The following is a 16,378-nucleotide window of genomic DNA, read 5'->3' as shown; positions in this document are numbered from 1 at the left end:
AGTAATTAATTTTTTTTACTATGAAAACATTTAAAGTATTATTAATGGCAGGAGTTTACTGTGCTTTTTTAATATCAGTATCCTGTGCTCAAAATAAATCAGGCTCAGTAAACTTAGATTTGCATATTGATAAAGCTAAACAATTTTTAGATGGTTTAGAGAAAGAAAAAGATTTTTCCGGTCAGGCCTATATTTCATATAAGGGAAAAACTTTACTTAACAAAGGTTATGGGTATGCAGATAGGGAGAATCAAATTTCAAATAATAAAAATACAGCATTTGATATAGGTTCTTTAACTAAACTATATACTAAGGCTGCAATTATAAAACTTATTGAACAGGGTAAGCTTACATTAGATGAGTCACTAGACAACATTTTCAAAAGTGTACCTACCGATAAAACTAAAATTACAGTTCAACAGCTTTTAGAGATGTCGTCTGGTCTTCCTGAATATGTACCGGGTGCACATGGTGATTTTGATCGCATATCAAAAGAGAATGCAAGAACGGCAATCTTAAATCATAAACTAAACTTTGAACCTGGAACGGCTAATGAATACTCAAATTCTGGTTATACTGTACTGGCAATGATTATTGAAGAAAGATCAAAATTATCGTATCAAGATTTTATTATGAAATATATAGTTCCAAAAGACATATCTATACATGGTTTCTATAGTGATGACCACTGGGAAGAAAATAAAGTGGCTATTGGATATGATATGTTAAGTCATGGCAAAAGAAATTCACCAGTGTATTGGCCTGAACCAGAATGGGGTATTATGGGAGCAGGAGGTCTAGTAACTTCTGCAGAAGGTGTTTCACAATGGTTAGAAGCTATTAAAGGAGGAAAAGTTTTAGATAAAAAACATACTGCTTTATTTGATCAACTACAGCTTAAAAACCCAACTCCTAGAGGAACAACAGCATTAATAAGAGCTGGAGGTTCTTCTTATGGTTTTACGTCATCTATTGCAGATTATCCAATAGAGCAATTAGCTGTAGTGGTTTCATCAAACACAGGCAAATTTAATGTTCCAGAAGAAGTGTTTAGAAACCTCCTTTCTTGGCTAATAAGAGGCGAAGGGCTTGAACAAGACAATAATTCTGTTAGAACACAAAGTCAAAATAGTGGGGGAAATGCATCTCCAAAAGAAGCAAAACTTAATGAATTCCTGGAAGTCATATCAGAAGGGAATTTGACATCTTATGTGAAAAATAATTTTTCAGAAAGTTTTATTAGTGATCATGGATTAGAAGGGCATGTTGAATTTCTCAAAACAATACGAGAAAGAGAAGGAGGGTTTGAAGTTCTAGAAACTTTAGAGAATAGAATGGGTTTTTTAAAGGTATTGGTAGGAAGTAAAAAGACAAACGAAAATTATGCTTTAGAAATAGAGTTTGTAACCTCACCTCCATTTAAAATTGATGGTATTGGTTTATCCCCATTTGGAGGAGATGTAATTAATAAGGTTGTAGAGGGTAATTCTTCGGAAGGTTTTTCTCCAGTAGAAAATAAGCTAATGGAATTTTTGCAAGCGCTTTCGGGTAATGAATCTGAATTAAAAAAATATATCAGTGATAATTTTGAGAGAGGTTTTTTAGAAAGACATGAAGGTGTTGATGGGCACTATAATTTTTTGAAAAATTTTAGTGGAGGTTTTAATGATGATGTGGAATTAGTCGATTTAGATGATAATTCTATCACAATAAACTCAAAACTTAAAAAAAATAATCAAGTTCTTAAGATTACTCTTAAAATATCAGATGTAGATAATAAAATTACCAGCTTGGGTATAAGTGATTAACAATTTTAAAACATATAATGACAGTTAGTTATGAAGTTGATATTGAGAATTCTTTAGAAAAAGTATTCACATATATTTCAAGCCCTTTAAATGATCATCAATGGAAAAAGAGAGTTATAAGCACAGCTTATGTTAATGGGGATGATATAAAAAAAGGGCTTGTTTTTGAGCAGAAAATTAAATTTCTATTTGCAAAAATTCATTTCTATTTTTTTGTAGCTGATTATAAAAAGAATGAATCGTTTACAATAGTATCAATTGATTCTTCATGCCAAATCACACAAAAAATATCTGTAAAGTCTAATTTAGATGGAGGTTGTCATCTAGATATATTTATTAATGAAACAGTAAATAATATTTTCTTAAAATGGTCTTCTACAATAATAAGAAAATTACTATTAAAAGCTATTCAACAAGACTGCGATAATTTAAAAGCAATTTTGTATAATAAATCATAATCTTATATTTAAGGAATATGAACAAAATAAAAATCATTTTTCATATCATTTTTTGGATATGTTGGGTACTGTTTTTTAGGCTTATAACTCCTTATATAGATGGAATTGTAGAAGTTGATAGTATTTTACTCCAAGATGGCACGGTAACTACCCAAGAGTATAGTGAAAATGCGATAAGTCCACTTCCTTTAATCCTTTTTGGAACTATTTTTAAAATAGTTCTTTCTTATTTTATAACCCTATTTCTTTATCGAAGATTTTTAAATGCCAAAAATAAGTGGTTTGTAATTTTAGGAATACTAAGTTTTATCTTGGTTTTTGTTATAGAATATATTTTTGACATCTTCTATTTTTCAAGTCGATATGATAGGTACGATGCCTTTCTTAGCCTATGGGTCAGAGCAAATCTTATTGAATATGTTATTCTCTTTATTCTTATTTCATTATTTATTTTTATTAGTGAATGGATGACTCTTGATAAGAAGGTGTTGACAATGGAAAAAAATCAGTTACATACAGAATTAGCTTTTTTAAAATATCAGATCAATCCTCATTTCTTATTTAATACACTTAACAATGTATATTCCTTATCGCAAGAATATGAAGCAGAAGAAGTTTCTAAAAGTATTTTGAAATTATCCGATCTATTACGTTATATGCTATATGAAAATAAGGAAAAAGATATCTTGATAGAAAAAGAGATAGCCTTTATAGAGCAGTTCATTGATTTACAAAAACTAAGATTTTCTGATGAAAAAAAATTAAAGGTAAATTTTAAAATTCAAGGCGATTTTAATAGTGTACTTATAAAACCTTTTTTACTTATCCCTTTCGTTGAAAATGCTTTTAAGCATGGTGTTAATTTATCAGAAGAATCTATTATAAAGATTAATTTAAAATACAATGACAATAGATTATTCTTTAATGTTGAGAATAAGATATTTCGCAATACTAAAAGTATAGCTCAAAATGAAGGAGGGATAGGGATAAGTACTCTCAAAAAAAGACTGGAATTGCTATATCCTAAGAGTCATAAGTTTATAATACAAGATGATGATAAAATATTCATAGCCACTTTAATTTTAAATCTATAATAAAAAATGATAAACTGTGTAATTATAGAAGATGAGCCTAAAGCTAAAAATGTGCTAGAGCGTTATATCGAAAAATTAAATGATATTACATTAATAGGCTATTGTAAAGATGGCATTGATGCGATAGATGAATTACCAAAACTTAATCCAGATCTTATTTTTTTAGATATTAATATGCCTAATTTAAATGGTATTGAGTTGTTAAAATTATTAACCAAAAAACCTAAAATAATAATAACAACTGCTTACAGTGAATATGCCTTAGAAAGCTATGATTTTGATGTTCTAGATTATCTTTTAAAACCTATTTCATTTGAAAAGTTTTTAAGAGCTATTAATAGATATAAATCTTCACTGTCAGAAATAGTTGATTTACAAAATGAAATTCAATATGATAGTCAATACACTTTAATAAAGTCTGGGAGTAAAACACACAAATTAAGATTAGACGACATTTTATATTTAAAAAAAGATGGCAATTACCTTGAGATCTATACTGCTAAAGAAAAAATCATTCTAATCAGGTCTTCGATGAATGATGTATTTAAATTAATACCAGAAACATCTTTTATAAGGATACATAAATCTTATGTGGTGCCGTTAGATAAAATTGATATTTTAGAAGTTAATAAAATTACTATTGGTAAACATAAGATCCCAATTGGTGCTATATATAGAGAAGAGCTCAACAGTCGTTTAAAAAAAGATAGTTTTTAAAAATCATCAAATAGAGGTCAACGATATTTTATTTTAAAAAATAATATACATATTTACTCTTTTCAAAAGAGACATAAAGTTTGTTCTTTTATTGTTTCATTTATATCAAAGTCTTTTTTGTCTCTAACTTTTGAAGTATTCATTTGATAATCTTTTTATTAGAAATTGATAGGCCATTAAATACCATAACTAATATTTCTCAAAATAACATAAAAAGAAGGTTGAATCTCAAAAAAGGTAAGTTTACATCTCTTCTATCCGTAGATAAAAACTTTTTTCTTTCCTTATATGCATTATTCTGAATGGCATATGTTTTAATGTCGAAATCAAATATATACATCCTATTTACCATGCTTTTTTTCATAAATGTCATGTTAAGGTCAAGAAAGTATTTGAACCTGAGTTAATAAGTACCCAACATAATAAATATGGACTTACATTTATCACTAAAGATTGAATATGCTTTACAAAATAAATTATATCATTTCGATGTGTGCTTTAAATAAAAAAAGGGGACAGATATTTTGGTGAAATTATAACATAATATTCCACAATAATATAGAGCATGAATATTGACATGCAAGAATAAAATTCTTAATACTATCACATCATATTTTGTTAGCAATCATTTTTTTTGAAATGAATATCGTTTGATAAAGTATATTATATATGAATGTCGAAACAGAAGAAGAAATAATCAAGAGAATATCCGAAAAAGATATGAGGATGCTTGGAGTTTTATATGAAAAGTATAAAACAATACTCTTTAATCACTTTATGCGAGTGACGCTTGATTATGATACGAGTAATGATTTACTTATGGAGACATTTGTAAGAATTGATAAGTACAGTCATACATTTAAAGGTGGGTTTAAGACTCGTTCATGGATTTATCAAATTTCAAATAATTTAATTAAAGATCATTTTAAAAAAATTAAAAGATCATATACTTCTATCCATTTTCAAGCAGTAGATGAAGAGCAAACAAACATAGTTCTACCTATAGAAATAGCTCAAAGAGATGAACTCTTATACTGTGCTATTTCAAAACTCAGTCCTTCAGAGAGAAACATAATAAGCATGTATTATCTTCTCGAAATGAGTTATGAAGATATTGCTAATGTAGAAAATATTACAATTAATAATGCGAGAATAAAAACATGCAGAGGGCTAAAAAAATTAAATAAATTATTAAAACATTCAGAAATATGAAAGATGAAGATAAAATAATAATGGATTATTTAGACGGAGTTATTAGTGATTTAAATGATAAAAAAATATTTGAAGAGGCTAAAAAAGTTAAGAATACCATTTCAGAGATTAAAACAATGTCTGTGATGCAAGTTAATTCAGAAGTAGATTCAAAACTTTATAAATTTATTGAAGAAAAGCAAAAAAGAGCTTCTAAAAAAAATAGAACAATTACTTATGCTACTGCAATTGCTGCAATAGTACTGATTTTCTTCAAAATCAGCAATTATAATAATTTAGAAAGCAATTATCTTAAGTTAAATAGTAATACTGATAAATTAGCTTTTATATATAATTTAAATAATAAAAGTCTTGAAAATAAAGATATTAAATGGCTTGAAGATGAATTAAAAATAGAAAAGAACCCAAATATAAAGATTGTAATAATTGATATACTTAATAATTATTCTACAGAATTGGATTCTGGTTTTTTCGAATTACTTCAAATAGAAAAAACCCCAACAGTACAAATGGCACTACTTAACACATTACAGTATATAGAAGAAGATTTATCTGATAAGTTAATCAATTTCTCTAAACAAAATAACCTACAACCAACAGTTAGGAATAGAACTCAGAAAATAATCAATAATATCAAAAAACAATAGTTATGAAATCAATTAAATTATTACATGCTGGATTCTTGCTTTTTGCAATTAATCTAAGTTATTCACAGAAAGATCTATCTAAGTATGATAACTTAGATGGTATACACATTACTTCATATTGGGGAGATATAAAGTTAAAAGGAGGAAGTAATAATGTATTTACTCTAAATGCAGTATATACAGATATTTCAAAAAAATCTAAAAAACTAAAAGAACTTGATTTTTATGTAAGTGTAGAGTTAAAAAATAAAACGCTCTATATAACTAATAGAAAACCAAAAGGGTTTGAATCTATTGATTTAGATCTTCAAATACCTAATACTCTATTTGTTGAAATTAAATTAATTAGAGGCGGTAATATAAATGTAAATGACGTTCATAATGGAATAGAAGTTAACTGTTTTAATGGTTCCGTAGATTTAAAAAATATAGGAGAATATGCTTTTGTAAATGCAGCAAACGGAGAAGTCAAAGTAAACTTCAAAAGCATAAACAAAAGCATGCCCATTTCTTTGGTTACAATGAATGGGGGTATAACGGTTGAGTTACCAGAAAACACAAAGCGAGAGATACGGTTACTCTCTAGGAAAAATGGATACATATTATCGGATTTTAAATTAAAATCAAAAACCCCTATGAATAATCTTAATGTTGTTAAACATTCAAAGGATCCAATAGTGACTACAACTTCAATAAATGGTGGTGGAGCACTCTTATTTCTCTCTACAGAAAATGGTCCAATAACAATAAATAAAAAATCTTGAGAAATGAAATATCTAAAGGTAATTATATATTCATGGTTAATATTTAGTGTCAATTTTACTCACGGCCAAAAATTTAAGTTTGAAATAGATGACTATGTTAAACCTTATCTAGAATCAAAGGATTTTAGCGGCGCTATTCTAATTGCAGATGGGGATGATATAGTTTTTCAGAATGAATATGGATATTCTAATTTAGAAAATAAAATTTTTAATACCAGAAATACTATATTCGGTATTGGGTCAATTTCTAAGCAATTTACTGCTGTTTCTATATTACTTTTAGAAGAACAAGGTAAATTAAACATTCAAGACAAAATTGCAAAGTTCTTTCCTCAGCTTAACAATAATATTAGTGAGATTACTATACATCAATTATTAAGTCACACCTCTGGATTACCAACTAATCTTTTTGAAGATCATCAACAATTAAAGATATACCGCTCGTCAAAAGAATTACTAAATTTAATTAATGGCTTAGGGTCTCAATTTATACCAGGCAATAAACTTTTATATAGTAATGTAGGCTTTACATTATTATCTCTAATTATTGAAAAAGTGTCAAACTCGACATTTAGTGACTTTTTAAAAGATGAAATATTTCTAAAATTAAATTTGAATCAGACCTTCCATAATGATAATTCTTCATTACATTCAAATTTGGCCACAGGTTATGATCCTGCTGAAAATAATTTCAAACTTGAAAGAACACATTATATTGATTATTCTAATGTTAAAGGAGCTGGTTCACTTTTTTCTAGCGTTTTAGATTTACATAAGTGGAATTTAGCACTTCATAGGGATGGTTTTCTTAGTAGATTGTCTTACGATAAATTAACTAAAGTTTACGAAGGAGGAAGAGGTTATGGGGTAGGAATATATACTAGAGCAGGAAAAAAAGTTATTGGTCACGATGGTGTTTTAAACGGATTTAATGGTTTCTTAGAGTGGTATGTAGATCAACAAAGAACAGTCGTATATCTTGGCAATATTAGATCAGGTTTTTTGGGATTACTTCAAAATAGCATAGCATCCATAATGTGGGATAAACCCATTATCAACTACTCTTACGATAATAACACATATAGCTATAATTTAAATGAGTCTTTTTTAGGAAACTATGAACTTTTCCCTGGATTTTTATTAACTGTGGAAAAAATTAATGGCAAACCTAAATTAAAAGGCTCAGCTGGTTATAGTACAGATTTAAAAGTTCTAGAACAACCAAATGAATTTTATTACAGAGCTATGTTTGCTAAAATTATATTTAAAAAAGAAGGTGATAAAAAGAAATTAATATGGGTAGATCGTAGAGGGAAAGAGTATGAAGCAAAAAAAATCTAATGAAATCATTGACTAAACTACTTACTATTATTTTAGCCTTTATTATCCATAATAGCTACTCTCAAGGTACTATTCCATTTAAGAATTTAAGTGATGATTTACAATTTGTAAATAATAAAATTCTTGAGATACATCCAGAGCCTTTTAATTCAATAAATCAAAAAAGATACTCTAGACTACTAAGAAAAATAAAGCATTCACAAAAAAAAGATTCATATTATAAAGTATTAATTAATTATTCAAAATTAGTGTCAGCTATAGGTGACGGCCATACTTATATTGGTCCAAAAGACTTTAATGTTTTACCCATACGCTCTTATATATTTGATGATGGTCAATATGTCACTCAAGCTCTAGACTCATTAAAATTTTTAATTGGATCAAAATTAATAGAGATAAATAATAAGCTCATTACTTCAGTAAATAAGAAGTTGTCAAAGATAATTCCTCATGATAATAAAGAACAGCTAAAAGCTAAGTTACCTTCTTACTTAGTAATATTCGAATATCTTAAAGGAACTTCTATAATAGGTAAGAATGATAAAACCGTAGAGTTAAAATTTGAATTAGAAAATGGAGAAAAAATTCAAATTGAACTATCACCTATAAGATTGAAGGATTATTTTGAAATGTTTGAATTAATCCCTAATGAATTTGATCGTTTTCTAGATAAAGATTTTCATAATTATTTCACATTTGCAGAGAGATTACCACGAAATGACAATATGTACTTCACTTCAAATCCAGGGGTAATGTATTGGCATAAATTCATTAAAAATTCATTATACATACAATATAACTTTGTTAGAAATGATAATATTAAGATTCTTGATTATCTTATTAAATTAGACTCGTTAATTAAACATGTCAATTTAAAAATAATAATAATTGATGTTAGAACTAATCCTGGCGGTAATAATTCTTTGAATAAATATTGGGTTAATTTTTTTAAAAACATTCAAAGTAATAATCCTAATATTTCATTTTATGTAATTATTGGCCGTCATTCTTTCTCAGCTACAACAGATTTTATAGCTTCTTGTGAGAAAGAACTTAATGCAGTATTTGTTGGTGAGCCAACAGGAGGATCATTAAATCATTATGGAAATCCAAAATCTTTTAGCTTGCCTAATCTTGAAATGCAATTGAGCATATCATCTTTTTATTGGGTACACACATACGCTAATGATATCAGGAAAAGTAAAACACCTGATATTAGAATTAAAAATGTATCGTTTGATTATTTTAATAATATAGATCCTTTTATAGAAGAAATTTTAAAAAATAATTAGAAAACAAAATTGAAAATAATTTAATTTATTCTTTAATGAGAATCTCATTCATCTTACTATTTCTGTTTTCAATAGTTAAAAAAACGAATTGACTGTTAGCGTTTATTTTAACTGTATAATATTTGTCATTTCTTCTTTTTATATAATTAGTATTACTTAAAATATCGCCATAAAAATCAGGTGGTACATTATCTGCACGCATATGATAATCGAAATTTAATATAAGTAAACTCTGTAAAATCAAATTCAGCTTCAATGGAAGCCTCTTATTCAGGGTATGTAATAAATATAAATCTACATTATTAGAAATAGTTGATTCACAAAGTGAAGTTCAATATGATAGCTAATGCACTTTAATAAAATCTGAGAGTAAAACGTACTAATTAAAATTAGACGATATTTTATATTTAAAAAAAACGGCAATCATCTTGAGAGCTATGCTGCTCAAGAGAAGGTGATTCTAATGCGTTCTTCTATGAATGATGTATTTAAATTAATTCCGAAAACATCTTTTATAAAGATAAACAAACCTTATGTGGTTTCATTAGATAAAATTGATGTTGTAGAAGTTAATAAAGTAACTATTAGCAAGCATAAAGTCCCTATTGCGCTATATATATATAGAAGATTTTAATAATCGTTTAAAAAAAGATAGCTTTTAGCTATCAAAATCCATTTGATTTTTTCTGTTGAATTGGGTTAACTTTTTAAAAAAACGTATAAAATGTCCTTTTAAAGGTTCTTCAATATCAAAAAATGTGTCAGTCTTTATCTTCCTTTTTTTAATCTTCATATCTCTTATAATTAATTCTAAATTTATCTTTCCCTTAAAACATCACCAGAGCACTTTGAATAGGTATTTCAATGAATTTAGCTTGACATTTATCATCAAATCACCAAGTCTTATACATCTAAATCAAAAAGTGTATTAATCATTAATCAAGGTATCCATCTTAGAAATAGCAACTTTAAGTGCTTCGTCAGACGTACATTGAATATTAGGTACTACTCCGGTACCTTCCCAATCAGTTCCAGTTTTAATGTGTTTACTTGCAGAAACAGGAACAAAACCTACTATACCTTCCACTAGAGGAACATCAATAGAAGCATGAGCAGCACCATAAGTACGTTCTCCAATTACTATTGCTCTGTCATGGTTTTGCATTACATAAGGAAAATATTCTGCTGCAGATACACTTCTACCATTGGTTAAAATAATAACAGGCATCTTTTTATGAATAGCTTTAGCCTTAGTTGCTACTGAATAAACTTTATCTTCTCTATTTTTTTTCACTTCAGTATATAGCATTGTATTTTCTGGCAAGAAATAACTAGACATATATTTAGCAAAATTACCGTCACCACCAGAATTATTTCTCAAGTCAATAATAATACCTTTTGTCTTTGCTGCCTCTGACATTAATTTATCAAAATAAGATTTAACGAATTGTAATGGCGCAAATTCAGAAAAATGGAAGTAATAATATCCATTTTTAATGCTTGCCTCAGTAAAAAAGAAATTATTCTTTTTTATTCTTGTTTGCAATTGTTTGAAATAAGAAGTATTATCTCTTCTAATCAATCCTGGACTCTTTAATTCATCAAATAGTTCAGGATCATATTTAAGCCCGAAATGAGCGTCCCCAGATATATCAACTACCGAACGAGATAGTGCTCTTGATAAACTATTTGGAGAATCAAATTTATTGAATTCCCCATCTTTTGATTTTGCGACAAGTTCATATTTAAATTTTTGAATAGATTCTTTAAATGGACTATACCTTTCTAGCGCTGTGATATAAGAATCTATAACTTTTGATACGATTCCTACACTTAATTTTGATTTTTCGTTATTCTTTGATGGTAGAGCAAATATGTGTTCAGAAATATTATTATTAAAGTTGATATCATCAATAGAATAATGTAATTCTGTTCCGTTTCTATAATCTATCCATTCTTTAGGGTATTTAATTCCATTATGCTCTCCATAAGAAATGTACTTTCTAAGAATGTTAACCTTCCCCAATTGTACATGATGCATCGTGAATTCATGTTTAACCAATTCACCATTATTTTTAAAATAGAGTTTGTTAGTTTCTGTTGAAGGAAGTTGAGATTCCAAAACTATTAGATCGTCTTCAATCTTTTGTGGATTTTTAAAATTAAAACCTGCTTTTTTAAGATAGGGTACTGAGAAAGGAAATAGAAATTCAGATTCTTTCCATATTTGAAGCTCATCATCGTTCAACTCATTGATATCAAAACCTCTGTTAATTTTAGATTCGTCTATAATGATATAGCCTTTATTATTTACTAATCTGATTATAGCTGGATTCAAGTCCATACCTTGCTGAACTGCCTCCTGTTCAAAACGTAATTTATTCCCTTTAATATTAAGGTTAAAAGGGAATGTCATGTTAAATGATTTAATGTTTATTTCCCCTTTTGCTGATATACCTTGAACCTCTTGCACTTTATCAATGCCACCAATAAATTGATAGTGTTTATTTATGATTTCCTGAGATTGTATATTGCATGAGAATAAAATGCTACAAAACAACAGTATAATTATTCTATTCATAATTTTTGACTTTAATAAGGGTTAATTTTAAACACAGTACTGAAATAGTTCACACATAAAACAAATTATAAAAACCTAAATGAATCAATAAAGAAAAATATCATTTGAAATATTTAGTTCTTCAATTTAAGTTGTTCTACCTTTCTCTTAGCGCTTTCAAATTCAGGATCTAAAGTCAGGGCTTTCTCATAATTTTTCAATGCCGTTTTAGTATCTCCTTTTTTTAGATAAATCTCCCCTAAACTATCCCATACGTTAGGATTTTCTGGAAATAATTCAGTATTTAGTTTAAATATATCTAAAGCTTTATCTATTTTATTTTCACGCAAAAATGTATATCCTATTCTATTTAAAATAAGACTTTTGGGGTCTGTTGGGTGAAAATTAGAAATCAGATTTTTAAAGTTAGTTTTTACATAATCTAACCCTTTCTCATTATAATGTTTATATACGTTTTGAATAGCGGGAAGGCTTGGTTTTTTTGGTTTTTGCCCTCTAATTATAGCTAAAATTCCTGGACCTATTTGTTCAGCTACAGGCTCGTCCATATTAGCAAAAACAGCAATAGTAATTTTGTCTCTTAGAATTTCATAAAGTGCTGTATTGGCACCTTCAAACCCACCATAGTGAGGAATAGCTCCTCCTGTAGTTCTATGACGTTCTAATTGTCTGTAAAATTCATCTTCCATTTTGGCTTCTTCTCTTAATATTGAATTCCCATAAAAAAACTCTTTATAAAACTTCATAATATCTAATGTGGTGGCTTGGAAACCTCCATCGGGGTTTGGAAGTTCAACAAAATCGTTGTTGTTTAATAAATTGCCTTTTATGTCTTTATAATATCCAATAGCTCGATTAGAAATTTTAGATTTTAGTGTAGACTCTACATAAGTATTTTCTAGATTCAATGGTGTAACAATACGTTCTTGTATATTTTTATGGTATGATTTACCTGTAATCTTCTCAACAATAGCTCCTAGAATAATATAACCAGAATTACTATATTCATTTTCCGACCCTGGTTCGAATAATAGAGGCATCTTTTTTATACGTTCTAGTAAACCTTGAATGGTTTTTTGTTTTGTAGGAAGTTTTTTAAAATCTGGGGACCAATAATCACCGTAACCAGAAAAATGGTAGAGCAAATGTTCAACAGTTATATTATTGGCTGCCATCTCAGGAAAACCAATAAGATGTTTTCCAATTGTATCATCAAAGCTGAGCTTTCCTTCGTCGATTAATTGCAGAATCAAAACTTTGGTAAAGGTTTTATTCATAGAACCAATATCAAACTTAGTGTTTAAAGTATTTGGTATTCCTTTTTCTCGATCAGCTAATCCAAATGCTTTGTGATATATTGGTTTTCCATTTTCTGCGACTAATACAACTCCTGAAAAAATATCGAGACTAGTATATTGCTTTACAAGTGCATCAATTTTAGAAGCAATTTCTTTTTCATTCAAAATATTCTTTTTCACTTGGGAAAAACATCCTTGCCAAATAAGTAGAAAAAATAATATAGATGTATTAATAATTGTTTTAGTTTTTCTCATTGTACATTAATTCTTTAGGATCTTTAACATCAAAAAAAAAGAAGCCGTACCTCTAAATCTAAAATATGGTACAAACTCTTTTTTTTTGACCTTGAAATTAGTATAAATTGAATCAGTAGTCTATAGATGTATTTTTAAGTATGAAAACCGCATTATAATAACGTTCATACTCACAAAAACTTCTTTTGTAATACTTTCTCATTGACTTAAGAACCTCTTAAATTATATTTAGAGTCTGATTTTCAAATTAAATTTTGATATTCTTCTCATTAGTAAGAGATATAGCTAAAGCAGACAAGTCATTTATTTTTCCATTTAAAGAATTCTCGCTTATCATTCCACTTAATTCTGAAGTACAAACTGGAATTGAGAAAAGTTGTTATAAAAAGAATTACATGTTTATGATGATATATTAATTAACTTAATAAGTGGAAATCGACTTTGGCGAACTTATTTATATTAGTAGATATCCATTTAATATGGGTTCTATTTTATTAAGTAATGAGATAAATCATTTTAGTTTCAATAATAATTAGTTTGTTCTCAAAAACAATCCAATTTATAAAATGACAGATTTCTTTAACGATTACTCTTTTTGAGTTATCAATACAGTCATAAATTTGAAAATAGCGAAAGAGTTAACACTTCATATGAGTTTGTTATCACTGATTATGGGGTTAAACAACGGATAATAATAACCAAACCAAAGGGGAGTAAAGGAAAGGTACCTGCGTTAATGCTTATCCAAGGATTAAGCTGTAGTCAATCGAAACCTATCCTGATAGAAAAGGAAATTGGACTAAACACATCAACTATATTGTTGAAAATTCTAATATGGTTGTTATGCGTATTGAAAAATCTAGTGATAGTGAAAGGAATTGCTCAGAAACAGATTTTCTTACTGGGCTTGAAGATAATCGTGAAAAAATAATAGAATGGACACAAGAAATATTAGAACACAAATAAATCAAAAAACTTAAGGCAGTCATATGGAGATCATTGAAAAAATCAAGTCAAATCCAATTAGTAAGTTTCTCTATTGGACAGCACGTATTGGAATGGGATTAGCCTTTATTGCTTCAGGAATTAGAAAATTACCAGGAGTTAAATTTACAATCTTACCACTTGAAGATCCTGTTGGATTTTATTTTGCAGCAATGCATTCTACAGGTTTCTATTGGAATTTCATTGGATATTTCCAAATTTTAATAGGGATATTAATCTTCTTTAGACGTTTTGTTGTCTTTTCTTCATTATCAATGATGCCAGTTACTATTAATATTTTTTTGGTTTCTGTTTGTTTAGGTATGAGAGGTACTCCTTTTATAACCTTAATGATGTTAATTGGAAATGCACTTTTACTCATATGGCATTTCAATAATTATAGAACATTGTTTAAAAAACCATTATGATGATAAATATTTTTTAAATGTTTATTTCAATGAGAAAGCTTAGCCACCATAAATTATGGGTCAATTAAGATAACTACGGATATCTAAACTTCTATGTTGTAAATCCTAATAAGTAATGAGATACTCAGTATAAATTCTCGTTGCGCGCATATTATCTTAAACTATTGAGGTCACATCAAATTTAAATCGCCTTATTCCTAGGTGATTTTACTTAAATAATGAATTCCTAGAAATCCATAGAAAACTAATATATAATTAGATAATTTGCTTTTTATTTATCTTGATAGTTATATATCCTCATTTTTTTAAATAATTAATTTTTAATTGACTAATTATATTCATAAAATTTATAGTTTTACTTTATGAATTTAATATCCATAATAGCTATTATTGGTATAGTGCAAGGGTTATTTTTAAGCTTAAGTTTATTATTGCCAACAAAAAAGAATAAATTTAGTTTATCTAAATTTTTCTTAGGAATTCTAATATTCTTTTTATGCATACATATAACAGATTCTGTTTTAACTTATACAAAAGAGTTCTACAATTTCCCACATTTCTTTGCAATAAAAGATCCTCTTATATTATTATATGGACCACTTATTCTATTTTATGCATTAAGCATTTTAAAAAAAGAATTTAGATTACAATGGATTCATCTTTTACACTTAATCCCTTTTGTTTTCTTTTTATATAGAATATCCTCTTTATTCTTTAGATCAAGTTCATATAAAAAAAACGTTCTTGATCTAATGTATGAGAATTATACAGAGATTAGAGATATAGAAATTAATTTACTTTTTAATATTCATATTTTTCTATACCTAATAATATCTTTAATTGTATTAATTAGAGCTTACTTACAAAACAGAAAGCAAAAAATTCTTCCTCTTAAAAAGAAACTAAAACCTGTTATTTTAATAATAACTGCTGTATTTATAGTGTATACTGTAAACATAATAAGATTCTGGCTTTCCTTTGGAGCAGAAACTATTTTGTGGATGCCTTTGGTAATAGTACTTTTATTTTTTGTTATTGCATACAGAGCATTAAAAGTAGGTGAAGTTATAGCTATAACTTCTGAGTCTAAGACCTCAAAGGAAATCTCAAGATCAATGGAATTAGTTTTAGCCTTAGAAAAAGAAATACAGGATAATATGTTGTTTCTAAATCAATCAGAAAACTTAAATACTTTAGCGAAAAGAATAAATACTAATAGACAATATTTGTCTAATGCAGTTAATGATGTTAAAGGAATAACTTTTACAAAGTATTTAAATTCTTTTAAAGTATCTAAAGCTAAAGAGCTATTGAAGTCATCTGATTATAAAAATTTTACTCTCGAAAAAATTGCCCAAGACTCAGGATTTAACTCCTTGTCCACATTTCAACGTGCTTTTAAAGATGTAGAACAGGTTAGTCCATCTAAATATCGCACAAAAAAATAGTTCAATTTATATATTGACTCGTTTTTCCTAAAATCAATTCATTAAGCTACT

Annotated in this window: 14 protein-coding genes; 12 read left to right on the top strand and 2 right to left on the bottom strand. The window is 27.6% G+C overall.

Annotated features, from left to right (window positions below):
• Positions 1-20 precede the first annotated feature (20 nt).
• The 10 genes from D1817_11310 to D1817_11265 all read left to right on the top strand — a co-directional run bounded on the left by D1817_11310 (position 21) and on the right by D1817_11265 (position 9,967).
• The gene (locus D1817_11310; protein ID AXT20450.1) at positions 21-1,808 is read left to right on the top strand and encodes a class A beta-lactamase-related serine hydrolase; all 1,788 of its coding nucleotides are present in this window, start codon (positions 21-23) and stop codon (positions 1,806-1,808) included.
• A 17-nt stretch (positions 1,809-1,825) separates the two neighbouring features.
• Positions 1,826-2,266, top strand: coding sequence for a hypothetical protein (locus D1817_11305; GenBank protein ID AXT20449.1), 441 nt, complete (start codon positions 1,826-1,828; stop codon positions 2,264-2,266).
• A 17-nt stretch (positions 2,267-2,283) separates the two neighbouring features.
• Positions 2,284-3,360 carry a histidine kinase gene (locus D1817_11300; protein AXT20448.1) on the top strand — a complete coding sequence of 359 codons (1,077 nt, stop codon included), beginning with the start codon at positions 2,284-2,286 and terminating at the stop codon, positions 3,358-3,360.
• A gap of 6 nt (positions 3,361-3,366) precedes the next feature.
• Positions 3,367-4,077: a DNA-binding response regulator gene (locus tag D1817_11295; protein AXT20447.1), complete on the top strand. Its 711-nt coding sequence runs from the start codon at positions 3,367-3,369 to the stop codon at positions 4,075-4,077.
• A 669-nt stretch (positions 4,078-4,746) separates the two neighbouring features.
• The gene (locus D1817_11290) at positions 4,747-5,289 is read left to right on the top strand and encodes an RNA polymerase sigma factor (GenBank protein ID AXT20446.1); all 543 of its coding nucleotides are present in this window, start codon (positions 4,747-4,749) and stop codon (positions 5,287-5,289) included.
• Complete coding sequence (locus D1817_11285; protein ID AXT20445.1) at positions 5,286-5,936, top strand: hypothetical protein; 651 nt, start codon at positions 5,286-5,288, stop codon at positions 5,934-5,936. The genes D1817_11290 and D1817_11285 overlap by 4 nt, the downstream gene beginning before the upstream one ends.
• 2 nt (positions 5,937-5,938) lie before the next feature.
• On the top strand, positions 5,939-6,700 hold the full coding sequence (locus tag D1817_11280) for a hypothetical protein (GenBank protein ID AXT20444.1): 762 nt from the start codon (positions 5,939-5,941) through the stop codon (positions 6,698-6,700).
• Between the two features lie 3 nt (positions 6,701-6,703).
• Entirely contained in the window at positions 6,704-8,041 is a 1,338-nt protein-coding gene (locus tag D1817_11275; GenBank protein ID AXT20443.1) for a class A beta-lactamase-related serine hydrolase, read from the top strand.
• A complete protein-coding gene (locus D1817_11270) occupies positions 8,041-9,333 on the top strand; it encodes a hypothetical protein (GenBank protein AXT20442.1) in 1,293 nt (430 codons plus the stop codon). Before D1817_11275 ends, D1817_11270 begins: the two co-directional genes overlap by 1 nt.
• Positions 9,334-9,715: 382 nt before the next feature.
• Positions 9,716-9,967 carry a hypothetical protein gene (locus tag D1817_11265; protein ID AXT20441.1) on the top strand — a complete coding sequence of 84 codons (252 nt, stop codon included), beginning with the start codon at positions 9,716-9,718 and terminating at the stop codon, positions 9,965-9,967.
• 294 nt (positions 9,968-10,261) lie between these two features.
• Here D1817_11265 and D1817_11260 read toward each other — a convergent pair whose 3' ends face one another.
• Both D1817_11260 and D1817_11255 read right to left on the bottom strand, forming a co-directional pair.
• On the bottom strand, positions 10,262-11,914 hold the full coding sequence (locus D1817_11260) for a hypothetical protein (GenBank protein ID AXT20440.1): 1,653 nt from the start codon (positions 11,912-11,914) through the stop codon (positions 10,262-10,264).
• A gap of 113 nt (positions 11,915-12,027) precedes the next feature.
• Complete coding sequence (locus D1817_11255) at positions 12,028-13,467, bottom strand: tetratricopeptide repeat protein (GenBank protein AXT20439.1); 1,440 nt, start codon at positions 13,465-13,467, stop codon at positions 12,028-12,030.
• 989 nt (positions 13,468-14,456) lie between these two features.
• On the opposite strand from D1817_11255, the gene D1817_11250 reads away from it, so the two are divergent.
• Both D1817_11250 and D1817_11245 read left to right on the top strand, forming a co-directional pair.
• On the top strand, positions 14,457-14,879 hold the full coding sequence (locus tag D1817_11250) for a DoxX family membrane protein (protein AXT20438.1): 423 nt from the start codon (positions 14,457-14,459) through the stop codon (positions 14,877-14,879).
• A 362-nt stretch (positions 14,880-15,241) separates the two neighbouring features.
• A complete protein-coding gene (locus D1817_11245; GenBank protein ID AXT20437.1) occupies positions 15,242-16,327 on the top strand; it encodes an AraC family transcriptional regulator in 1,086 nt (361 codons plus the stop codon).
• Positions 16,328-16,378 lie beyond the last annotated feature (51 nt).

The sequence above is a fragment of the Flavobacteriaceae bacterium genome (genome assembly GCA_003443635.1).
Lineage (GTDB): Bacteria > Bacteroidota > Bacteroidia > Flavobacteriales > Flavobacteriaceae > AU392.
The sequence above is the reverse complement of the archived record's forward strand: the minus strand, read 5'-3'. Positions and strand labels throughout refer to the sequence as shown.

Coding starts and splice junctions, on each gene's coding strand:
- D1817_11250 (AXT20438.1), top strand. CDS start 14,457: ATGGAGATCATTGAAAAAATCAAGTCAAATCCAATTAGTAAGTTTCTC.
- D1817_11255 (AXT20439.1), bottom strand. CDS start 13,467: ATGAGAAAAACTAAAACAATTATTAATACATCTATATTATTTTTTCTA.
- D1817_11245 (AXT20437.1), top strand. CDS start 15,242: ATGAATTTAATATCCATAATAGCTATTATTGGTATAGTGCAAGGGTTA.
- D1817_11305 (AXT20449.1), top strand. CDS start 1,826: ATGACAGTTAGTTATGAAGTTGATATTGAGAATTCTTTAGAAAAAGTA.
- D1817_11280 (AXT20444.1), top strand. CDS start 5,939: ATGAAATCAATTAAATTATTACATGCTGGATTCTTGCTTTTTGCAATT.
- D1817_11275 (AXT20443.1), top strand. CDS start 6,704: ATGAAATATCTAAAGGTAATTATATATTCATGGTTAATATTTAGTGTC.
- D1817_11300 (AXT20448.1), top strand. CDS start 2,284: ATGAACAAAATAAAAATCATTTTTCATATCATTTTTTGGATATGTTGG.
- D1817_11260 (AXT20440.1), bottom strand. CDS start 11,914: ATGAATAGAATAATTATACTGTTGTTTTGTAGCATTTTATTCTCATGC.
- D1817_11310 (AXT20450.1), top strand. CDS start 21: ATGAAAACATTTAAAGTATTATTAATGGCAGGAGTTTACTGTGCTTTT.
- D1817_11295 (AXT20447.1), top strand. CDS start 3,367: ATGATAAACTGTGTAATTATAGAAGATGAGCCTAAAGCTAAAAATGTG.
- D1817_11285 (AXT20445.1), top strand. CDS start 5,286: ATGAAAGATGAAGATAAAATAATAATGGATTATTTAGACGGAGTTATT.
- D1817_11290 (AXT20446.1), top strand. CDS start 4,747: ATGAATGTCGAAACAGAAGAAGAAATAATCAAGAGAATATCCGAAAAA.
- D1817_11270 (AXT20442.1), top strand. CDS start 8,041: ATGAAATCATTGACTAAACTACTTACTATTATTTTAGCCTTTATTATC.